The organism is Pseudomonas sp. SORGH_AS_0211, from assembly GCF_031453455.1.
Classification (GTDB): domain Bacteria; phylum Pseudomonadota; class Gammaproteobacteria; order Pseudomonadales; family Pseudomonadaceae; genus Chryseomonas; species Chryseomonas aestiva.
Genome location: NZ_JAVIZV010000001.1, coordinates 1,082,583 through 1,101,990, shown reverse-complemented (window position 1 = coordinate 1,101,990; position 19,408 = coordinate 1,082,583). Strand labels below are relative to the sequence as shown.

21 protein-coding genes are annotated in these 19,408 nt (G+C 66.5%); 6 read left to right on the top strand and 15 right to left on the bottom strand.

Translation table 11 applies throughout. The annotated features are described in order from the left end of the window. Positions 1–14 precede the first annotated feature (14 nt). The 9 genes from QE393_RS05050 to QE393_RS05010 all read right to left on the bottom strand — a co-directional run bounded on the left by QE393_RS05050 (position 15) and on the right by QE393_RS05010 (position 8,851). Positions 15–311, bottom strand: a complete 297-nt coding sequence (locus tag QE393_RS05050; protein WP_310042376.1) for a GTPase — start codon at positions 309–311, stop codon at positions 15–17. A gap of 14 nt (positions 312–325) precedes the next feature. After that, the gene (gene astB, locus QE393_RS05045; RefSeq protein WP_310042373.1) at positions 326–1,687 is read right to left on the bottom strand and encodes an N-succinylarginine dihydrolase; all 1,362 of its coding nucleotides are present in this window, start codon (positions 1,685–1,687) and stop codon (positions 326–328) included. Continuing rightward, on the bottom strand, positions 1,684–3,147 hold the full coding sequence (astD, locus tag QE393_RS05040; protein WP_310042371.1) for a succinylglutamate-semialdehyde dehydrogenase: 1,464 nt from the start codon (positions 3,145–3,147) through the stop codon (positions 1,684–1,686). Before astD ends, astB begins: the two co-directional genes overlap by 4 nt. Before the next feature lie 9 nt (positions 3,148–3,156). After that, complete coding sequence (gene astA, locus QE393_RS05035; RefSeq protein WP_183630626.1) at positions 3,157–4,164, bottom strand: arginine N-succinyltransferase; 1,008 nt, start codon at positions 4,162–4,164, stop codon at positions 3,157–3,159. A 26-nt stretch (positions 4,165–4,190) separates the two neighbouring features. Beyond that, positions 4,191–5,210, bottom strand: a complete 1,020-nt coding sequence (gene aruF, locus QE393_RS05030; protein WP_273809265.1) for an arginine/ornithine succinyltransferase subunit alpha — start codon at positions 5,208–5,210, stop codon at positions 4,191–4,193. Between the two features lie 62 nt (positions 5,211–5,272). Beyond that, entirely contained in the window at positions 5,273–6,493 is a 1,221-nt protein-coding gene (locus tag QE393_RS05025; RefSeq protein WP_310042367.1) for an aspartate aminotransferase family protein, read from the bottom strand. A gap of 186 nt (positions 6,494–6,679) precedes the next feature. Next, on the bottom strand, positions 6,680–7,144 hold the full coding sequence (locus QE393_RS05020) for a hypothetical protein (protein ID WP_133859558.1): 465 nt from the start codon (positions 7,142–7,144) through the stop codon (positions 6,680–6,682). Between the two features lie 133 nt (positions 7,145–7,277). Further along, positions 7,278–7,925, bottom strand: coding sequence for a pyridoxamine 5'-phosphate oxidase (pdxH, locus tag QE393_RS05015; RefSeq protein ID WP_273809261.1), 648 nt, complete (start codon positions 7,923–7,925; stop codon positions 7,278–7,280). A gap of 80 nt (positions 7,926–8,005) precedes the next feature. Further along, a complete protein-coding gene (locus tag QE393_RS05010) occupies positions 8,006–8,851 on the bottom strand; it encodes an OmpA family protein (RefSeq protein ID WP_310042366.1) in 846 nt (281 codons plus the stop codon). A 278-nt stretch (positions 8,852–9,129) separates the two neighbouring features. On the opposite strand from QE393_RS05010, the gene QE393_RS05005 reads away from it, so the two are divergent. Both QE393_RS05005 and QE393_RS05000 read left to right on the top strand, forming a co-directional pair. Further along, positions 9,130–9,549, top strand: coding sequence for a hypothetical protein (locus QE393_RS05005; protein ID WP_273809259.1), 420 nt, complete (start codon positions 9,130–9,132; stop codon positions 9,547–9,549). Between the two features lie 178 nt (positions 9,550–9,727). Next, positions 9,728–10,321 (top strand): NYN domain-containing protein, encoded by a 594-nt coding sequence (locus QE393_RS05000; RefSeq protein ID WP_133859562.1) that lies wholly within the window; start codon positions 9,728–9,730, stop codon positions 10,319–10,321. A gap of 184 nt (positions 10,322–10,505) precedes the next feature. On the opposite strand, the gene QE393_RS04995 is transcribed toward QE393_RS05000, so the two are convergent. The 4 genes from QE393_RS04995 to QE393_RS04980 all read right to left on the bottom strand — a co-directional run bounded on the left by QE393_RS04995 (position 10,506) and on the right by QE393_RS04980 (position 15,132). After that, positions 10,506–11,651, bottom strand: coding sequence for a serine hydrolase domain-containing protein (locus tag QE393_RS04995; RefSeq protein WP_273809256.1), 1,146 nt, complete (start codon positions 11,649–11,651; stop codon positions 10,506–10,508). Positions 11,652–11,841: 190 nt separating this feature from the next. Further along, a complete protein-coding gene (gene dinG / locus QE393_RS04990) occupies positions 11,842–13,986 on the bottom strand; it encodes an ATP-dependent DNA helicase DinG (RefSeq protein ID WP_273809255.1) in 2,145 nt (714 codons plus the stop codon). A gap of 135 nt (positions 13,987–14,121) precedes the next feature. Next, complete coding sequence (locus tag QE393_RS04985) at positions 14,122–14,382, bottom strand: DUF1145 domain-containing protein (RefSeq protein ID WP_183630645.1); 261 nt, start codon at positions 14,380–14,382, stop codon at positions 14,122–14,124. Between the two features lie 90 nt (positions 14,383–14,472). Beyond that, positions 14,473–15,132, bottom strand: coding sequence for an OmpA family protein (locus QE393_RS04980; protein WP_064306594.1), 660 nt, complete (start codon positions 15,130–15,132; stop codon positions 14,473–14,475). Positions 15,133–15,267: 135 nt separating this feature from the next. On the opposite strand from QE393_RS04980, the gene QE393_RS04975 reads away from it, so the two are divergent. Both QE393_RS04975 and QE393_RS04970 read left to right on the top strand, forming a co-directional pair. Continuing rightward, positions 15,268–15,765, top strand: a complete 498-nt coding sequence (locus QE393_RS04975; protein ID WP_273809249.1) for a DUF6231 family protein — start codon at positions 15,268–15,270, stop codon at positions 15,763–15,765. 1 nt (position 15,766) lies between these two features. Continuing rightward, positions 15,767–16,240 (top strand): YchJ family protein, encoded by a 474-nt coding sequence (locus tag QE393_RS04970; protein WP_273809247.1) that lies wholly within the window; start codon positions 15,767–15,769, stop codon positions 16,238–16,240. 12 nt (positions 16,241–16,252) lie between these two features. Here QE393_RS04970 and QE393_RS04965 read toward each other — a convergent pair whose 3' ends face one another. Further along, positions 16,253–16,813: a hypothetical protein gene (locus QE393_RS04965; RefSeq protein WP_273809245.1), complete on the bottom strand. Its 561-nt coding sequence runs from the start codon at positions 16,811–16,813 to the stop codon at positions 16,253–16,255. A gap of 169 nt (positions 16,814–16,982) precedes the next feature. On the opposite strand from QE393_RS04965, the gene QE393_RS04960 reads away from it, so the two are divergent. Then, complete coding sequence (locus QE393_RS04960; protein ID WP_183630654.1) at positions 16,983–17,465, top strand: LEA type 2 family protein; 483 nt, start codon at positions 16,983–16,985, stop codon at positions 17,463–17,465. A gap of 1 nt (position 17,466) precedes the next feature. Next, a complete protein-coding gene (locus tag QE393_RS04955) occupies positions 17,467–17,670 on the top strand; it encodes an SEC-C metal-binding domain-containing protein (protein WP_273809244.1) in 204 nt (67 codons plus the stop codon). A gap of 121 nt (positions 17,671–17,791) precedes the next feature. On the opposite strand, the gene QE393_RS04950 is transcribed toward QE393_RS04955, so the two are convergent. Further along, the gene (locus QE393_RS04950; RefSeq protein ID WP_064306599.1) at positions 17,792–19,285 is read right to left on the bottom strand and encodes a RimK family protein; all 1,494 of its coding nucleotides are present in this window, start codon (positions 19,283–19,285) and stop codon (positions 17,792–17,794) included. Between the last annotated feature and the right edge of the window lie 123 nt (positions 19,286–19,408).

The window sequence follows — 19,408 nt, the reverse complement described above, 5'->3', positions numbered from 1 at the left end:
GTCGGGCTAGATACTCAATGATCGTGGCCGCAATCGCAATCGGCGTCATGCACATGATTCTCATCGCCTTCGTCGGCGAAGGTCTCCAGGGCGATGGACAGGCCCAGGGCATTGAGGGCCTGGGGGCGCAGCACCAGGACCGGGGTCTGCTCCTCATCATCCTGGGAGTCGGCGAAGATGTTGAGACCGCCGGTGCCATCGGCTTCCAGCCAGAGGTCGCGACCGGCCAGGCGGATGGCCAGGCGCTGGACCTGCAGCGTCTGCTGCTCGTCGGCGGTGGGTTCGAGGATGAGATCGAGAAGGTTGCTCATGGGTGCTCCGGAGGTCAGGGCAATTGAAAGGGATAGACCGAGCCGAGGCCCAGCAACTGGGTCAACTCGTCCAGGGCGGTGCGGACTTCGCCCAGCAACTGGGGATCGGCGAGATCCCCAGGTGTCAGGCGGTCGCGGTAGTGGCGATCCACCCAGTCGAGCAGTTGGGCATGCAGCGCCGGGGTGAAGCGCACCCCCGGATTCACCGCGACCAGCTCGTCCGCGGTGAGCGCCACTCGCAGGCGCAAGCAGGCGGGACCGCCGCCGTTCTGCATGCTCTGCTTGAGATCGAAGACCTTGACCTCAGCCAGCGGGCCCGCGCTGCCGACCTGGGCCTGCAGATAGTCCCAGACCAGCGGATTCTGTCGGCACTCGTCGGGCACCACCAGCAATGCGCCCTGCCCCGGCCGATCCAGCAGCTGGCTGTTGAACAGATAGGAGCGCACGGCGTCACCGACGCTGATCTCGCTGCGACGCACGCAGAGGCGTTGCAACGTGGCACCGCGTCGGGCGAGCTTGGCTTGCAATTCGTCGAGCACGCGATCGCTGTCGAGGAAGGCATCCTCATGGTGGAACAGCACCTGGGCGTTGCCCACTGAGATGACGTCGTTGTGGAAGACGCCCTGGTCCACCACCGCCGGATTCTGCTGGGCGAACACCATGCCCTCCTCGCTCAGGCCATGCAGGCGGGCGATGGCCTGGGAGGCTTCGAGCGTCTGCCGGGCCGGATAGCGATGGGGCTCGGGATAACGCGGATCGAAGGCGCTGCGACCGAAGACGAAGAATTCCACGCCCGGGGCGCCGTGGTCGCGACTGAAGCGGGTGTGGTTGGCCGCGCCCTCGTCGCCGAACTGGGCCACCGAGGGCAGCGGCGCATGGTGCTGGAAATGCGCGGGATCGCGAAACATCGCCTGAAGGATGCGCGCCGTGGTGCTGGGTTCGAGGCTGCGGTGGAACTTGCAGGCCAGGTTGGCCGGGGTGAAATGCACCCGGCCGTCGCAGGTATCGGCGCTGGGGCTGACGGTGGCGGCGTTGGCCGTCCACATGGCCGAGGCGGAACTGGCGGACAGCAGCAGCGGCAAGGCTTCGCGCGCCGCGCCCTCCAGCACCTGGGCATCGCTGCCGGCGAACCCCAGGCGGCGCAGCGAGGCGATGTCGGGTCTTTCGTGGGGGGCCAGCACACCCTGCTCGAAACCCAGCTCCATCAGCGCCTGCATCTTGGCCAGGCCCTGGCGCGCGGCCTCGCGCGGATTCGAGCACTGCTGCTTGCTGGCCTGGGAGGCCACGTTGCCATAGGACAGGCCGGCATAGTTGTGGGTCGGACCGACCAGGCCGTCGAAATTGACCTCCCGAGCAGCAGGGGCGTGGTGACTCATAGCTGTAGTCCTGGAGGCAGTTGGCTAGGCAGGGTCAGGGCGTCGCTTTCCAGCGAGGCGACCGGGAAGGCGCAGTAGTCCGCGGCGTAGTAGGCGCTGGGTCGATGATTGCCCGAGGCGCCGACGCCGCCGAAGGGCGCCGCACTGGCCGCCCCGGTCAGGGGCCGATTCCAGTTGACGATGCCGGCGCGCACCCCCTGCCAGAAGCGGTCGTAGAGAGACGGATCGTCGGCCAGCAGGCCGGCCGCCAGGCCAAAGCGAGTGGCGTTGGCGAGCGTCAGAGCCTCGTCGAAGTCGCCATAGCGCTGGACCTGCAACAGCGGCCCGAAGACCTCTTCATCGGGCAGGTCGGCGATCCCCGATACCTCGATGATTCCCGGCGTGAGCAGCGCTCGATGGGGCTCCGGCTGCCGCAACTCCAGCAGTGCCCGGCCACCCTGGGCCAGGCGCTGGGCCTGGGTCTGCAGCAGGGCCTGGGCCGCGGCAAGAGAGATTACGGTGCCCATGAAGGGCGCCGGATCGGCGTCGAAACGACCGGTGCTGAGCCCGGCGCTGACGCTCACCAGACGCTCCAGCAGGGCATCGCCCCAGGCCCCCTGGGGTACGAGCAGGCGGCGGGCGCAGGTGCAGCGCTGCCCGGCGGAGAGGAAGGCGGACTGGACGATGGTCACCACGGCGGCGTCCAGATCGGCCACCGCCGCCACCACCAGCGGATTGTTGCCGCCCATCTCCAGGGCCAGCAGGCGCTGCGGGCGGTCCGCGTTGAGACGATGCAGCGCCGCACCGGTGGCGCTGGAACCGGTGAAGAGGATGCCGTCCAGGCCCGGATGCGCGGCCAGGGCCTCGCCGGTGGTCCGACCGCCCTGCACCAGATTGAGCACCCCAGCCGGCAGCCCGGCAGCGATCCAGCATTCCAGGGTCAGGGCGGCGAAACGCGGCGTCAGCTCGCTGGGCTTGAACACCACCGTGTTGCCAGCCAGCAGCGCCGGGACGATATGGCCATTGGGCAGATGGCCGGGAAAATTGTAGGGACCGAAGACCGCCAGGACGCCGTGCGGTCGATGGCGCGTGACGCTACGGGCGTCCGCCACGCTGGCCGAGCGCTCGCCACTACGGGCCGCTTCGGCCTGGGCCGAGATGGCCACCTTGGCGATCATGCTGCCGAGCTCGGTATCGGCCTCCCACAGCGGCTTGCCGGTTTCCTCGGCCAGGGCCCGGGTCAGCTCGGAGCGGCGTTGCTGCAGCGCCTGGGCGAAGACCTGCAGGATCTCCAGGCGCGCGGCCTGGCCGCGTCTCTCCCAGGCGGGAAAAGCCTGGCGCGCCGCGGCGATCGCCTGGTCGACGTCCGCTGCGTCCGCGGCGGCGCCCTGCCAGAGCGCGGTACCGGCGTAGGGGTCGAGCGAAGTGAAGGTCTCGCCGCGCCCGGGGCGCCACTGACCAGCGATGTAGAGGCTATCCATGAGCTCTCCTCAAGGCATCAGGCGCACGGCGCGCACCTGGGCGCCGGCCATCAGCCGCAGTTCGCGGGCGGTGGCCAGATCGACCACCAGGGTGCCGGAAGCCAGGCGCGCGCGGGCACTGGTGATGCGGCAGTCCTGGCATTTGCGGTTGTGGATCAGATAGACCTCGGCATCGTCGCCCGGTGTGCCGACCGCCAGTACCAGGCGCTGGCTGTCGCGGATGGCGCGCACCTTGGCGGTCTCGGCCTCGACGGTCGGACCCGCGTCGAAGATGTCGACATAGCCCTGGTAGTTGAAGCCCTCGGCCTCCAGCAGCCGGCGCGCGGCCTCGGTGTCCGGGTGTACCCGGCCGATCACCTGGCGCGCTTCGGGCGACAGGAAGCAGGTGTACAGCGGAAAGCGCGGCATCAGCTCGGCGATGAAGCCGCGATTGCCGATGCCGGTGAGATAGTCCGCCTGGGAGAATTCCATCTTGAAGAAGTGGCGGCCCAGGGCTTCCCAGAAGGGTGACCGACCCTGGTCGTCGGACATGCCGCGCAATTCGGCGATGATGCGCTCGGCGAACAGCTCGCGGAATTCGGCGATGAACAGGAAACGCGACTTGGACAGCAGGCGCCCGGCCGCGCCGCCGCGCCGATCCGCGCGCAAGAACAGCGAGCAGAGTTCGGAGCTGCCGGTCATGTCGTTGGCCAGGAACAGCGTGGGGATCTGCCGGTGGATGTCCAGCTCGCGCGAGGCGCTCACCGTCAGGCCGACCCGGTAGTTGTACCAGGGCTCACGCAGGCCCAGGGCGGCGGCGATCCCGGCGATGCCGATGACTTCGCCATCCTCTTCCAGGACGAACAGATAATCCGCATCGGCGGATTCGACCTGACGCAGAAAGCTGCGCTCGGCATTTTCCACCCGCTGCGCCAGGCGTTCTTCGCTGGCCGGCAGGGTGGTGAGACCGGCGCCGGCCGCCTGCGCCAGCTGCAGCAGCGCGGGCACATCGGCACGGGTGACGGGACGGACGATCATCGGACCTCCAAAGACGCTAGGGTCGGCTACAGCGCTACCAGACGAACCCGGTCGCCTTCGGCGATCTCCAGGGTGGCGATCTGCTCGGGGGAAAGGACGACGGACTCGCCAGGCGTCCAGCGCAGCGGCGTGGCCAGCGCCCGGAAGTTTTCAAGCCCGTCGTTGGCGACCAGGAACCAGGGCGCCTCGTCGCCGGCCGGGAGACCTTCGCTCACCGGCGCCAGGCGGCTCTCGGCGATGGAGCGGATGGCCGTGGTGCGGGCGTGCAGGGTCGGACCGCCATCGAAGATGTCGATGTAGTTGTCGGTCTCGAAGCCTTCACGACTGAGGATGTCGAAGGTGATCTGGGCACGGGGATGCACCTGGCCCATGGCCTCCTGCGCGCTGTCGGGCAGCAGGGGCACATAGAGCGGATAGGTCGGCATCAGTTCGGCCAGAAAGGTACGACTCTTCTGCCCGGACAGGCGCTCGGCGGCGGCGTAGTCCATGTCGAAGAAGTTACGCCCTACCCCGTTCCAGAACGGCGATTCGCCGTCGTCGTCCGCCAGCCCGACGATTTCCACCACCACCGTCTCGGCGAAGCGCGCCGGGTGGGCGGCCATGAACAGCAGGCGGGCGCGGGAATTGAGTTCGGCGTGGGGCGTGTCGAGCAGCGGACGCTGGACGTAGAAGCTGCTCAGCACGCTGTTGCCGGTCAGGTCGTGACAGAGCGACAGCACATGGACCTTGTTGTGGATCTTCAGCTCGCGCGAGGCATGGATGAAGGTCTCGTTGCGAAAGCTGTAGAAGGGCTCGGAGAATCCGGCCGAGGCGACGATGGCCGAACAGCCCAGCAACTCGCCGCTGCGGGTGTCTTCGAGCACGAAGAAATAGCTCTCCTCGCCATGAAAGCCCACCTCGGCCGCCAGCGATGACTCCGAGGTGCGGATCTTGTCGCGCAACCGCTCTGGGTTGTCGGGCAGCGAGGTGACGCCAACCGGGCTATCCGCGGCGAGCCGCTGGACCAGGGGCAGATCCGCCGCGCGCGCAGGGCGCATTACCAGCATGAGAACTCCTTGTGTACGGATCCATCCCTGGATGCCGGCGGTACGCGTCCCGCGTCCGGAGATTAGCCCTGGGTGAGTCGCGCCAGGGCGCGATCCAGGCGGGCCAGGCCTTCGTCGATATCGGTGTCGGAGATGATCAGGCTTGGCGCCATGCGCAGCACGTCCGGGCCGGCCTGCAGGATCATCAGGCCTTCCTCGTTGGCGGCGGTGACGATGTCCTTGGCACGCCCTTTCCAGCGGTCGTTGAGCACCGCGCCGATCAGCAGCCCCAGGCCGCGGATCTGTTCGAACAGGCCATAGCGGGCATTGAGCTGCTCCAGACCGGCGACAAAGCGCTGATGGCGCGCGGCGACCCCGGCCAGGGTTTCCGGGGTGGCGACGATCTCCAGCAGCGCGGCGCCCACGGCGCAGCCCAGCGGATTGCCGCCATAGGTGCTGCCGTGCACGCCGGCGCTGAAGTGCTGGGCGACCTTCTCGGTGGTCAGCATGGCTGCCAGCGGGAAGCCGCCACCGATGCTCTTGGCGGTGGTGAGGATGTCCGGCACCACGCCATAGTGCTGGTAGGCGTAGAGATGACCGCTGCGACCGACCCCGCTCTGCACCTCGTCGAAGATCAGCAGGGCGCCCTGGGCGTCGCACAGGCGACGCGCGCCTTCCAGGTAGGCCTGGTCGGCCGGCAGCACGCCGCCCTCGCCCTGGATGGGTTCGAGGATGACCGCGCAGGTCTTGTCCGAAACCACGGCTTCGAGGGCGGCCAGGTCGTTGTAGGGCACGTGGCGGATGCCCTCGATCTTGGGACCGAAGCCATCGGAATACTTGGGCTGCCCCCCGACGCTGACGGTGAACAGGGTCCGGCCATGGAAGCTGTTGGTGGCGGCGACGATCTCGTAGCGACTGCCGCCGCTGACGTCGTGACCATAGCGACGGGCCAGCTTGCAGGCCGCCTCGTTGGCTTCGGCGCCGGAGTTGGCGAAGAACACCCGGTCGGCGAAGGTATGGTCCACCAATTTGCGTGCCAGGCGCAGCGCAGGCTCGTTGGTGTAGATGTTGGATACATGCCAGAGCTTGCCGGCCTGCTCGGTCAGGGCCTTGATCAGCGCGGGATGGCCATGGCCCAGGGCACTGACGGCGATGCCGCCGGCGAAGTCGACGTATTCGCGATCGGCCTGATCCCAGACGCGGGAACCCTCTCCTCGCACCGGAATGAACGCGGCAGGGGCGTAGGTCGGGACCATCACCTCATCGAAGGCGGCGCGTTGCACATTGGGTTGAGAAGCGGACATCGGGATTTCTCCTGCCGATCACGGCGGTGACTGAGGGGGATTGTAGGACGACCTCCAGGCGCGGCATTGCGCCCAGGCGACAACTATTTACGGGCGAAAACGCAAACGGGCGTCCGACTCGCAGTCTAGCGATTCGGACACCCGCTCTGGAAGGGCGAGGACGTACCTTCGGGTACGCCCGGAAGATCAGTTGGGCGCGACGCGGCTGGTGCCGTTGACGGTCATGATGCGCACCCGCTCGCCGACGCGAAACATCTCGCCCTTGTTGACCGCCTGCACATAGGCGCGGGAGCCGCCGTCGTCTTCCTTCACGGTGATCTCGACACCGCTGGCCTTGGTGAAGCCTTCTTCGGTGGCCGCACCCAGCAGGCCGCCGGCTACCGCGCCGATGATGGCGGTGACGAAGCTGCCGCGCCCGCCGCCAATGGCGCTACCGCCAATGCCACCGACCACGGCACCGGCACCAGCGCCAACGGGCGACTTGGTGCCTTCGATGGTGACCGGACGCAGGGCGGTGATGGTACCGGTACGGACCGTCTGCACCTGCCGGGCCTCATCGCGCGAATAGACGTCGCCGGACTGATCGGAGGCGCAGCCGGCCAGCAGGGCGACGGCGGTCAGGGAAGCGGCGAGCTGAAGGACTCTGTTCATGGGGCAACTCCAGGGGCAGTTGAAAGACACTGGTCGTACCGGGCAGCGGTACGGGCGCAGATCGCTATTATCCTTGACCCAGGGCATCCGGGGAGGTTTCCGGCGACTGTAACCTCGGCACCTTGCGAACGCCTTAAGGTGCCAGGCGCTGGCGCTGCCATCCACCCTCTACGCGCTGGTAATCCAGCCGATCGTGGAGGCGGCTGGAGCGCCCCTGCCAGAATTCGATGCGCTGTGGCTTGAGGCGATAGCCACCCCAGAACGGCGGCCGGCTGGGATCACCGTCGGCGAAGCGCCGCTGCACCTCGGCCAGGCGCTGTTCCAGCTCGTGACGATCGGCAATCGCCTGGCTCTGCGGCGAGGCCCAGGCACCCAGGCGACTGCCCAGTGGACGGACCCGGTAGTAGGCATCGGATTCCTCGGCGGACACCTGCTCCACCCGGCCCTCGATCCGCACCTGGCGCTCCAGCGCCGGCCAGAAAAAGGTCATGGCCGCACGCGGCTGCGCGGCCATCTGCTGCCCCTTGGCGCTGTCGTAATTGGTATAGAAGACGAAGCCCTGGGCATCGACACCCTTGAGCAGCAGCACGCGGCAATGGGGCTGGCCTTCGTCATCGACGGTGGCCAGCCAGCAGGCATTGGCTTCGACAGGAGGCTGCTCGGTGCGCACCGCCTCTTCGAACCACTGCCCGAACAGGGCATAGGGATCGGCGGGCGCCTGGGCTTCGGTCAGGCCGTCGCGGGTGTAGTCGCGACGCATATCGGCGAGGGACGGTGACATGGAAGTCTCCTGCTAGGTCGGTATCGACCTAGCTTAACCAAGTCCCGCCCGGCTCGCCTGCTTCAGGACAAGCTTTGTCGCTAGCGCGCCGCCAGCGACTGCAGGCTGGCCAGCACGGTGGCGCGCGGCTGGATCAGTACTTCGACGCGGCGGTTGACGGCACGACCGGCGGCGGTGGTGTTGTCGGCGCGCGGATGAGCGGCGGCCAGACCGCGCACGATCAGGCGATTGCCGCTGTAGCCGCTGAGACGGAAGATCGCCGCCACGGCCTGGGCGCGTTGCAGGCTGATCTTGTCGTTGAGCGCGGCGGCGCCGGTGCTGTCGCTGAAGCCCAGCACGATGACGGCGCTGTCTTCATCCACGCTCACCGACTTGGCCGAGCGGGACAGTGGGCCGAGCATCACCGGCAGCAGCATCTCGGCGCGATCCGGGTTGAAAGAGCTGTCCACCGGCGTGATCAGTACCAGGGCGTCGTCGCGACGCTCGACCTTGACATTGCTGCCGGCCACGGCGACGCGCAGCTTCTGCTCGTGTTCATCCAGCCAGGCCTTGCTGACCTTGACCGGTACCGGCTTGAGCACTTCCGCCTTGGCCAGGGGCTTCACGTCTTCGCTGCCGAAGGGCCACCACCAGCGGCTGCTCTTCTCGCCTGCCGCAGCGACCTGTTCGGACTTGGCGGCGGGCGCCTTCGCCGCGACCTTGGCTTCGGCCTTGGGCTCGGCCGCCTTGGCTACCGGCTTGGCCGGCTCGGCCGCCTGGTCGCCACCACCGAACGGCCACCACCAGTGGCTGCCGCTGGCGGCGGTGCTGGCCTGGGCATTGCCCGGCTTGGCAGGCGCGGCGGCCTGGTCGCCAGTGCCCTGGAAGGAGCTGCAGGCGGATACGCCCATGCAGAGAATGAGGGTGGTGGATTTGATCAGCTTCATGCAAAGTTTCCCATCGGCGAGCCGGAGGACAGAGTGAATCAATGCCCCGGCCAGAGCCGGCGGCATGAGTGAACTTAAAGTAGTTTCGAGATTGTGGCCGCAAACCTACGCCGGGCAAAGCGGTGGAGTCACGAAATTTGCGTCCGTGCCGACCAGTGGCAGTGCCACGGGCAGCGAGCGAAGGAAAATCCAGGCGAACCGCCGCCAGGGCGCTGCTGAAGGGTTGGCGGCGAGCGGGGATTCTGTTCAAGGCATGGCTACCCGCAGGAGGCTAGCGCATGGAAGGACTCATCGATGTCGCGACCCTGGAGCGTCTGGCCGCCAGCGCCGCAGCCATTACCCGGGATTGTCGCTGTCTGCAGCGGGATCTGTCGGGATGGACGGCCTGGCCGGTGGGCTACCGGGAAACGGAGTTCGCGCAGATCGGCACCCTGGCGCGTCACGCACCCGAGGACGCCATCATCGCGGAGTACCACCCGGCGGGTACTCACTATTGGTCAGCTGACGCCCCCATCGCGCCGCGCTTCTATCCCTACAACCAGAGCACGGTATGGCGGTGTCTGGGCTGCGAGCGCCTCTACCTGCGGCATGACGACGATGGCGCCTACCACGTGGCGCCGCGCATTCGCCTGCTGCAGAGCGCGCTGATCATCGATGCGCCCCACGCCAATGACGGCCGCGAAGCCACGGCGACCTGACCTCTTTCGCCGTCCAGGGCCATTTTTCCACCCTGGCGGACGCTCTAGATCGCAGCGTTTGGAATCCCCTCGCGTTACCTGAGGCGCAAACCGGGAATTAAGCCCACAATAGGCGCCGCGTATCCCGCGTGCGGGTGTGCGCCCATCAACGGTAAAAAAACCTGGTCCCAGCAATACGATGGCAACTACAACTCGAACGGGCGTCGCTTGGTTTGTCGACGGTGCCTATGCACTGAGCGCCTGGAATGGTTCGGTCTATGGCGCGAAATTCGACTATCTCAAGCTACGGCTTTTCATTGAAGAGGATGCGGGCGAACCCATAGGCGACGCCTACTACTTCAACTGCGATAGCGACCCGCCCACCATCGCCCAGACCGGCTTCAACAAGTTTCTGAGCTCCGCGCCACCCAAGGGCGCCGGTCTCAGGGTCAAGCTCTACTGGCTGCAGAGCAAGGCTCATGAGTGGCCTGCCTCTGTGGGTGGCGGGCCGATACTGCATCCGGTAACCGGCGAGCAGTACACCACCAAGAGCCAGAAAGGCGTGGATGTCGGCCTGGCCTTCAACCTGATGCGCTCCCATGCCAAGCGCGGCTGGAAGAAGCTCTACCTAGTGGCGGGCGACGGCGATTTCCACGAGGTGGTGCAGTACCTGGTGGAAAACGAAGGGGTCGAGGTCACGGTGATCGGCGCGCACTTCTCCATCAGCGGCGAGATCGCGCCCTATGTCCGGGTGATCGAATTCAAGGACATCGAGGCGGCCATCGCCCGTTAGCCAACTGGGCTAGGGCTTGTCTGAAAAGTCGCCGAGCGAAGGTTAGGCAAGGCAAAAATCCGTGAAGAAGTGGACCGGGCTCGCGCTCGCGTTCACGAGGGGTAAATGAGCATTCCGGCCGGGTTGGCGATCCAGCGGATTTTTAACGCAGCATGGCTGAGCGCAGGCACTTTCCAGACAAAGCCTAGAGGCACTCCCCTACCGCGCGCGCCAGGGCCTGGGCGCGCGGATCCATCAGCACATAGGGGCCGAGGGTATTGGTGACGAAGCCAAAGGCCACCTCGCGCTCCGGATCGGCAAAGCCGGTCGAGCCACCCGCCCCCGGATGGCCGAAGGCCTGGGGACCGAGGCCGTAGGTGGCATTGGCCTGGTCAGGCTGATCGAGCATGAAGCCCAGGCCGAAGCGGGTCGGCGTGAGCAGGGTCCGGTCCTCGCCCTGGCTGTGCTCCACCAGGGCCTCGCTCAGGGTCTCCCATTCCAGCAGATCGCCGGCCAGCAGACCGGCATAGAAGCCCGCCAGGCTGCGCGCATGGCCGTGACCGTTGGCGGCCGGCTGCTGGAAGCGGCGCCACTCGGCCTTGTTGGTGCTGGTGAGCACTCCGGACGGATTGCCAAAGGCCAGGGTCGGCAGAGCCGCGGGGTCGCTCATGGTGGTCTTGAGCAGGCGCTGCGCGGCGGCATCGCCCAGCACGCCCTTGCCGCGCACGATATGGGCGACGCGCTCGTCTTCGCTGGCCGGCAGGCCGATGTGGAAATCCAGGTCCAGGCGCTCGGCGGTCCGGGCCACGATGGCCTCGCCCGGGCCACGGCCGTCGGCGCGACGGATCAGTTCGCCGAGCAGCCAGCCAAAGGTGATGGGGGCATAGCCATGGGCAGTGCCGGGCGTCCACCAGGGTGCCTCGGCGGCAACCGCAGCGGTCATGGTGTCCCAGTCGTACAGGGCGTCACCCGCCAGGCGTTCGCGCAAGGCGGAGACGCCGGAGCGGTGGCTGAGCAACTGTCGCAGGGTGATGTCGCCCTTGCCGCCGGCGGCGAATGCCGGCCAGCGTTCGGCGACAGGGGCATCGAGGGCCAGCTTGCCCTCCTCCACCAGCTGCAGCGCCGCCACCGCGGTGAAGGCCTTGGTGCAGGAGAACAGATTGAGCAGGGTATCGGTGTGCCAGGGGGTCTGACCGTCCCTGTCGGCCATGCCGCCCCAGAGATCCAGCACCGTTTCACCGCCGACCTGGACGCACAGCGCCGCTCCGCGGGTCTGGCTGGCCGCGAGCAACTCGGCGAAGGCTTCGCGGACGGATTCGAATCTCAGATCGTGATAGCCGTGGACGGTCATGGGTTTTCCTTACAGATGGTTCTTCGGTATCGCGGCCATGGCGGCGATAGATCGTAGGTTGGGTTGAGACGGTTCTATCGTCGCAGCCCAACATTGCCAGCCCCGAGCCAATGTTGGGCTGCGCTGCGCTCAACCCAACCTACAGCGGCCCGTAGGAGCGGCCGCATCGGCGTACCGCCATGGCCGCGAATTACTGGATCTCCCGCCGGAACGGCGGCAGCGCATTGAGGATGGCCTTGCCGTAACGCTGGGTCACCAGGCGGCGATCCAGTAGCGAGATGGTGCCGCTGTCCTGCTCGGTGCGCAGCAGCCGACCGCAGGCCTGGATCAGTCGCAGCGAGGCGTCGGGCACGGCGATCTCCATGAAGGGATTGCCGCCGCGCGCCTCGATCCACTCGGCCAGGGCGGCTTCCACCGGATCGTCCGGCACGGCGAAGGGAATCTTGGCGATGACCACGTGCTCGCAATAGGCGCCCGGCAGGTCGACCCCCTCGGCGAAGCTGGCCAGGCCGAACAGCACGCTGGCCTCGCCATCGTCGACGCGTTTCTTGTGCTTGTTCAGGGTCTCCTGCTTGGACAGGTTGCCCTGGATCAGCACCCGCTTGCGCCAGTCGCGCTCCAGGCCATCGAAGACGTCCTGCATCTGCCGCCGCGAGGAAAACAGCACCAGGGCACCACGCGCGCCTTCGAGCATGGCCGGCAACTCTCGAACGATGGCCGCGGTGTGCTCGGCCGCGTTGCGCGGATCGGCCTTGAGATCCGGCACCCGCAGCACCCCGGCCTCGGCATGGCGGAACGGACTGGGCACCACGGCGGTGGCCGCCGAGCGCGGCAGGCCGGATCTCATGCGAAAGCGGTCGAAGGTGCCCAGGGCGGTCAGGGTCGCCGAGGTCACCAGGGCGCCGTAGGCGACATTCCACAGGTGGCGGCGCAGCATTTCGGCGGCGAGGATGGGGCTGGCGTTGACCTCGATGTCGTACAGCGACCCCGCTTCGGCAAGGGTCATCCAGCGCGCCATGGGCGGGCTGTCTTCCGGGTCTTCGCAGGTAAAGGCCGTCCACAACTCCCAGTTGCCCTGGGATCGCGCCAGCAGACTGCCGAACAGCGGATACCACTCTTCGGCCTGGTAGCTGGCGAGGCCAATGCTGGATTCGCCATCCATGGCCTGCTTGAGCATCTCGGTCAGGCGGGTGAACAGGTCGGTGAGCTTGGCGAAGCCTTTCTTCAGCTCGATGCCCATTTCCCGCAGGTCTTCGGGGATCACCCCGCCGACGAATCTGTGCCGCGGTCGCTCGCGGCCTTCCATGTCCTCGCCCGCGCGAAAATCCGCCAGCGCCTCGCAGGCGGTGAACATGAATTGCTGCTGGGTGCGGATCTCCCGCGCCAGCTCCGGCACCTGCTCCACCAGCCGCCCGAGATCGCCGGGCAAGGGGTGCTGGGCAAGGAGCTTGGTGAGGTTCTTGGCGATCTGCTCGAGCCACTCGGCGGTGGATCTCAGCCGGGTGAAATGGGCGAAGTGGCCGATGGCCTTGTCCGGCAGGTGGTGGCCTTCGTCGAACACATAGAGGGTGTCGCGAGGGTCGGGCAGGATGGCGCCGCCGCCCAGGGCCAGGTCGGCCAGCACCAGGTCATGGTTGGTGACGATGACATCGACCTTGGTCATGCCTTCGCGCGCCCGGTAGAAGGCGCACTGCTGGAAATTCGGACAATGGCGATTGGTGCACTGGCTATGGTCGGTGGTGATGCGCGACCACTGGACGTCCTCGATGGCTTCCGGCCAGCTGTCGCGATCGCCGTCCCAGCGATTGCCGGCCAGGCGCTCGATCATCTTGCCGAACAGTTCGTTGGACGCCTCGTCCACATCGATCTTGAAGCCATCCTCGGCGAACAGCTGGGCGGTGGCATTTTGCGCCTGGCCCTCCTGCAGCAGCATGTCCAGCTTGGACAGGCACAGGTAGCGACCCCGCCCCTTGGCCAGGGCGAAGCTGAAGGACAGCCCGCTGTTGCGCAGGATGTCCGGCAGGTCCTTGTGCACGATCTGCTCCTGCAGCGCCACCGTCGCCGTGGCGATCACCAGGCGCTTGCCGGCCGCCTTGGCCACGGGAATGGCGGCCAGGGCATAGGCCACGGTCTTGCCGGTACCGGTACCTGCCTCCACCGCCACCACGGCGGGCTCGCCTTCGCGATGGCCCTCCTCGTCCTGGGCGATGCCACCCAGGCCCTTGGCGGTCTCTGCGATCATCAGCCGCTGGCCATAGCGTGGCTTGAGCGACTTGGCTTCGAGGAAACGCGTGTAGGCGCCCTGGATCTGGGTCTTGAGTTCGGTGCTGAGCATGCCTGGTTCCGGGCGATGGCAAAGCAGCGCCACGTCCGGCGGACGAGCGCTGTATGCATCTACAGTAATGGATCTTGGGCGCTATGATAACGCGCCTGTCGCCAGGATGCGCCCGACGTTGAGGTCGCCGGCCGTTCAGGCACCCGGCAGCTGCGGGGGCAGCCGATGAAAGGCGCCGAAGATCAGCAGGCTCAGACGATCAAGCCAGGGATGGCGGCGCAGGCGCAGGGCACGACGGCTGGCGAAGACTTCACCCAGGTGCAGGAGCAGCAGGGCCAGAGCGACCAGGGCGAGCAATTGGGGAAAGGGACGAGCGAGAGGCAGAGCGATAGCGGCGGCTGCGGCGAGCCAGAACAGCAGGAGGAGAACTTTGCCGGTAAGGGACAGGGTTTTCATGGATTCCAGCAGGAGGACGAGATGGATCGGACCATAACGCCTGGAGCCGGAGAAAGTAAAGGCGGCGGACCAGGGTCCGCCGCCGGTGCATCACTCGCGGTCGATCTGGATTTCGACGCGGCGGTTGGTGGCACGGCCTTCAGCGGTCTCGTTGGTGGCGATCGGCTGACGCTCGCCCATGCCCTTCACGGAGACGACGCTGGCTGCCGGCACACCGGCCTGGATCAGGTAGTTGCTGACCGACTTGGCGCGACGCTCGGACAGACGCTGGTTGTAGGCGTCGGTACCCTTGCTGTCGGTGTGGCCGGTGATCGACAGGCGGGTGCTGGCGGCTTCGCCACGCAGACGACCGGCGATACCGTCGAGCTGAGCACGATCCTGCGGACTGACTTCGGCGGAATCGAAGGCGAAGTGCAGATCACGGGCGGTGATCACTTCCTGCTTGGGCAGCGGTGCCGGTGCGGGAGCCGGTGCGGGCGCCGGAGCCGGGGCCGGAGCGGGCTCCATGCGGGCGACCTGCTCGTTGCCCTTGCCATGCACCCAGCAGTAGGCGCCGGCGGTGGTACCTATGCCCAGGGCCGCCATGCCGGCTACGTTACCGCTCTGGGTAGCGCCCGCCGCGCCGCCGACCAGGGCGCCTACGGCTGCGCAGACCGGCCAATCGGATTTCTGTACGCCGCCCGCACAACCAGCCAGCACGGTGCTTGCCAGGATGAGGGGTAAAGCTGTCCTTGCGATGCTCTTGCTCATGAAGGGTCTCCTATAGACCGGGTGCCGCGAGTTAGGCTCGTCTTTCGTTTTATGGCGCTGTCAGACTAATGGTGGCGTACACATCTTGACAACGCTGGTTGCTTAGTCAATCGCGATTTGATTAGGGTTCCCTTAATGGCAAACATATTCTCGTCCCGTACCCCGCAACAGGCTCTGGCAGGCCTGCTCGAACATCATCAGCCGGCTCGTCTGCTCTGCGTGGCGCGTGAGCCGCTACCGGCGCTCAAGGCCTATGCCGAGGCCCATCCCCACTGCCAGCTGGTGCAGGCCGCGGTCCCCCTGGGCGATCCGAGCCTACTGGCCGAACGCTACGATCTGGTGATCCTTGCCGATTGCCTGGAGCATCTGCCGCTGCGCCAGGGCCGCGAATTGCTCGGCGGCCTGCGCAACCTCAATACCTCGCGCCTGGCGGTGCTGGTGGACCTGACGGCCAGCGAATGGCAGCTGACGGATTTCTACGCCCTGGCCCTACAGGCCAGCGAGCGCTTCGCCCGCGACGGTCAGGTGGTCACCCTGTTCAGCTATGATCTGCACGACTACAAGCAGGTCCCGGACTGGCTCAACGCCCGGTTCTGGGCCAATCCGCAGAATTTCGGCAAGTACTGGTGGTGACATGCACTCCATGGCCCCCTGCCCCTGTGGCTCGGACCTCTCGCTCGGCGACTGTTGCGGAGCCTTTCATGCCGGCACGCCGGCGCCCGATGCCGAGCGCCTGATGCGCTCGCGCTACAGCGCCTATGTGCTGGGGCTGATCGACTATCTGGTGGCCACCACGGCGCCTGCGCAGCAGGGACAGCTGGACAGGGAAGCCCTGACGGCCTGGAGTCTGGGCAGTCGCTGGCAGGGTCTGCAGGTGCTGGAGCATCGCCCCGAGCCGGGCGATCCCGCCCATGCGCGGGTCAGCTTCGTGGCGCGCTGGGAGGATGGGCGCGGCGCCCATCGTCATGAAGAGCGCTCGGGTTTCGTCCAGCGTGAAGGACGCTGGTACTTTCTCGATCCAACCGCCAGGCCGCTGCCGGGTCGCAACGACGCCTGCCTGTGCGGCAGCGGCGCAAAGTTCAAGAAGTGCTGCGCCGGCTTCCTGTAACGCCGGCCGCGCTCACTCCCTGACCAGCGTCAGGTGATCGGTATCCGGCACCGCCACCGGTAGCGCCTCGGACGCCGGCCCCAGATCGCTGCCCACCGGCGCCAGGCTCAGGTGCGACAGATCGACCCGCGGCGGCGCCACCGGCGCGGCCTCATCCTGCAGATCGGCGCCTACCGGTGCCAGGCCGAAATCTGGTGCCTGGACATCGGCGAAGGCCGCCATCACGGCATCCCGGGGAGCGACCGACAGCGATCCGCGCTCGGTGGAAGACGCGGCGGTGGGCGCTTTGGCAGCTGGCTCCCGGGTCTCGACGGGCGCCGCAGCCGCCTCGATCGTCTCGGCCATGGGCGCCACCTCGACCAGCGCCCCGGCCTGGGCCAGGGTGGCGCGATAGCGCTCGGCGGTGGCGGCGTCGAGGCGATTCTTGATAATCATGCGGCGACCGGAGAAGAGCACGGCGATGCGCTGTTCATCCGCCTGAAACAGCCGCATCAGATTCTGTCGGGTCTGCTGCGCATCGGCGCCAGCGACCAGTTCGCCCTGGAAGGCGATTTCATAGAGCACGGCGGACATGACGACCTCCTCGGTCACGGCAAGAGCTGCAGGATGCAACGTCGCGCCGGAGGGGTCCAGTCCGCACGGTCGCCTGGCCCAGGCGTTTTTTTGTTAGCCTGTGCCGAAGCGGCCCCGACTTGTGCAGCAATCGGTGCTTGTTAAACTGCGCAGAAAACGGGAGTGCCGCATGCTTCGCCAGGCCTTGTTCATCACCCTGCTCGGCGTCCTGCTGAGCAGCCTTGGCGGTTGTACCTACATCGGGCGCAACTATGAGGAGCCCCAGGTCGAACTGACCGGCGTGGAGCTGATCCGCGCACGGCTGTGGAGCCAGGACTTCGTGCTGCACTTCCGCGTCCAGAATCCCAACGACAGCACCCTGCCCGTGCGCAACCTGGCCTACACGGTCTACCTGAACGATCTGCTGCTGTCCCAGGGGACCGCCAACCTGCATTCGTCGGTGCCGGCCAATGGTCAGCGCAGCTTTTCGGTACCGGTGCAGACCAACCTGTGGCGCTATGTGAAGGACGTCGGTCGCATGCTGGAAGACCCCAACCAGCCGATCAACTATCGCCTGCGCGGTCGCGTGAAGACCGGCTGGCTGTTCGGGCGCAGTGTCCATTTTTCTCGCCAGGGGCAGTTCGTGCCTGGCGCCTACATCCCGGAGTTATGAGATGAACCAACACGTCCACGGTCCCGATTGCAATCATGACCATGACCATCAGCATGATCACGGTCATGCGCATCATGTGCATGGCCCGCACTGCAACCATGGCCATGCCCAGGAACCGGTGCGCAATCCGCTGAAGGAAGTGGGTCGCAACGATCCCTGCCCCTGCGGCAGCGAGAAGAAATTCAAGAAGTGCCACGGCGCCTGAGCACTTCCCGGCGGGTCGGGCTGAGCGCAGCGAAGCCCAACACCCTGGGTTGACCCTGCCATGTTGGGCTTCGACGATAGCGCCGTCTCAGCCCAACCTACCCCTCCGCGACCCTGGCGCGTTACCAGGGCTGTCCGCCGCGTTGCGACTCCAGCCGCCGGATGAATTCCTCCAGCACCAGGGCGTAGAGATCGTCCTTGAGCACCAGGTCCTCGACCCCGCAATCGATGTTGGGATTGTCGTTGACCTCGATCACCGCCAGCTTGTCGCCCGCCTGCTTGAGATCCACGCCATAGAGACCGTCGCCGATCAGGTTGGCGGTGCGTACCGCCAGTTCGACCACGGCATGGGGCGCATCCTGCACCGCCAGGGTCCGGAAATCGCCGCTGACCTCGGTCGCGCTGGCGCTGTGGTCGTAGATCTGCCAGTGCCCCTTGGACATGAAGTACTGGCAGGCGAAGATCGGTTCCTGGTTGAGCACGCCGATACGCCAGTCGTATTCGGTGTAGAAGAATTCCTGGGCCAGGAGCAGCACCGAGCGCTCGAACAGCTCGGCGCTGGCCTTGCGCAGCTGCGCCGCGTCCTCGACCTTGATGACGCCACGGGAAAAGGAGCCATCGGGGATCTTCAGCACCAGCGGGAAGCCCAGGCGCTCGCCGAGGCCTTCGAGCTGGCCGGGGTTGTCCTTGTAGAGGATCTCGGTGGCGGGCATGTCCAGCTTGTGGGCGCGCAGGAGGTCGGCCAGGTAGACCTTGTTGGTGCATCTGAGGATCGAGCGTGGATCGTCCATCACCACCAGACCCTCGCTTTCGGCCTTCTTGGCGAAGCGATAGGTGTGGTGGTCGATGGCGGTGGTCTCGCGGATGAACAGGGCGTCGAATTCACCCAGCCGCGCGTAATCCTTCTTTTCGATCAGCTCCACGTCCAGCCCCAGGTGCTTGCCGACGCGCACGAAATTCTTCAGCGCCTTGGCATCTGACGGCGGAAAGGCTTCCTTGGGGTCATGCAGGATGGCCAGGTCGAAACGATATTTTTCGCGCCGCCCCGGCTTGAGCCAGACGCGGCGACTGAAACCGTCGAGGGCGTTGGCGAATTGATCTTCCTGCTGTTCGTGCAGCTTGTGGATGCTGCCCAGCTTGAGGCCGCCGATGTGCCAGCCAGCGCGATCGCGGCGGAATTCCACCAGCAGCAGCGGACAGGGAAAGGCCTCGAATACCTGGCGCGCCAGATCCTGCAGAGGCGCGATGTCGGTGTTGCCGAAATAGAGCGTGAGGGTGAAGCCGTCGGCGCTACCGTAGGGATGACCGGCCAGCGCCTTGGTCAGCAGCTTGTCCAGGTCCTCCAGCGCCAGGCCATAGAGCGACTTGCGCGCCAGTTCGCTGATGGTACGCACCGAGGGGATGACCTTGTGCCCCCGGGCTTCGGCGAGCAGCGAGCAGTAGTAGCCGTGGCCGAGGTACTTCTGGCTGCGGCAGAGGTTGATCACCTGCACGCGCTTGCCATTGTCCTGTTCGTTGGATTGCTCCAGGTATTCCTGGGCGGTGATGACGTCTTCGCTGGGATAGTAGGACGACCAGTCTTCCTTGCGTTCCACGACGATATACAGCTTGCTCACTGGACCTCCTGGTTGCGGGGCGTGGTCCCGGTGGAAACCCGGATGCCGCCGGACCACTCCAACTGTTGTAACGCGGGTGCTATTAACCGTTGCTTAACCATGCCAGGCTGCCCGCTCTGCTCC

What these genes read in the sequence shown, in the direction of transcription:
- QE393_RS05050 (WP_310042376.1), bottom strand. Translation starts at nt 311, where the DNA reads ATGAGCAACCTTCTCGATCTCATCCTCGAACCCACCGCCGACGAGCAG.
- astB (WP_310042373.1), bottom strand. Translation starts at nt 1,687, where the DNA reads ATGAGTCACCACGCCCCTGCTGCTCGGGAGGTCAATTTCGACGGCCTG.
- astD (WP_310042371.1), bottom strand. Translation starts at nt 3,147, where the DNA reads ATGGATAGCCTCTACATCGCTGGTCAGTGGCGCCCCGGGCGCGGCGAG.
- astA (WP_183630626.1), bottom strand. Translation starts at nt 4,164, where the DNA reads ATGATCGTCCGTCCCGTCACCCGTGCCGATGTGCCCGCGCTGCTGCAG.
- aruF (WP_273809265.1), bottom strand. Translation starts at nt 5,210, where the DNA reads ATGCTGGTAATGCGCCCTGCGCGCGCGGCGGATCTGCCCCTGGTCCAG.
- QE393_RS05025 (WP_310042367.1), bottom strand. Translation starts at nt 6,493, where the DNA reads ATGTCCGCTTCTCAACCCAATGTGCAACGCGCCGCCTTCGATGAGGTG.
- QE393_RS05020 (WP_133859558.1), bottom strand. Translation starts at nt 7,144, where the DNA reads ATGAACAGAGTCCTTCAGCTCGCCGCTTCCCTGACCGCCGTCGCCCTG.
- pdxH (WP_273809261.1), bottom strand. Translation starts at nt 7,925, where the DNA reads ATGTCACCGTCCCTCGCCGATATGCGTCGCGACTACACCCGCGACGGC.
- QE393_RS05010 (WP_310042366.1), bottom strand. Translation starts at nt 8,851, where the DNA reads ATGAAGCTGATCAAATCCACCACCCTCATTCTCTGCATGGGCGTATCC.
- QE393_RS05005 (WP_273809259.1), top strand. Translation starts at nt 9,130, where the DNA reads ATGGAAGGACTCATCGATGTCGCGACCCTGGAGCGTCTGGCCGCCAGC.
- QE393_RS05000 (WP_133859562.1), top strand. Translation starts at nt 9,728, where the DNA reads ATGGCAACTACAACTCGAACGGGCGTCGCTTGGTTTGTCGACGGTGCC.
- QE393_RS04995 (WP_273809256.1), bottom strand. Translation starts at nt 11,651, where the DNA reads ATGACCGTCCACGGCTATCACGATCTGAGATTCGAATCCGTCCGCGAA.
- dinG (WP_273809255.1), bottom strand. Translation starts at nt 13,986, where the DNA reads ATGCTCAGCACCGAACTCAAGACCCAGATCCAGGGCGCCTACACGCGT.
- QE393_RS04985 (WP_183630645.1), bottom strand. Translation starts at nt 14,382, where the DNA reads ATGAAAACCCTGTCCCTTACCGGCAAAGTTCTCCTCCTGCTGTTCTGG.
- QE393_RS04980 (WP_064306594.1), bottom strand. Translation starts at nt 15,132, where the DNA reads ATGAGCAAGAGCATCGCAAGGACAGCTTTACCCCTCATCCTGGCAAGC.
- QE393_RS04975 (WP_273809249.1), top strand. Translation starts at nt 15,268, where the DNA reads ATGGCAAACATATTCTCGTCCCGTACCCCGCAACAGGCTCTGGCAGGC.
- QE393_RS04970 (WP_273809247.1), top strand. Translation starts at nt 15,767, where the DNA reads ATGCACTCCATGGCCCCCTGCCCCTGTGGCTCGGACCTCTCGCTCGGC.
- QE393_RS04965 (WP_273809245.1), bottom strand. Translation starts at nt 16,813, where the DNA reads ATGTCCGCCGTGCTCTATGAAATCGCCTTCCAGGGCGAACTGGTCGCT.
- QE393_RS04960 (WP_183630654.1), top strand. Translation starts at nt 16,983, where the DNA reads ATGCTTCGCCAGGCCTTGTTCATCACCCTGCTCGGCGTCCTGCTGAGC.
- QE393_RS04955 (WP_273809244.1), top strand. Translation starts at nt 17,467, where the DNA reads ATGAACCAACACGTCCACGGTCCCGATTGCAATCATGACCATGACCAT.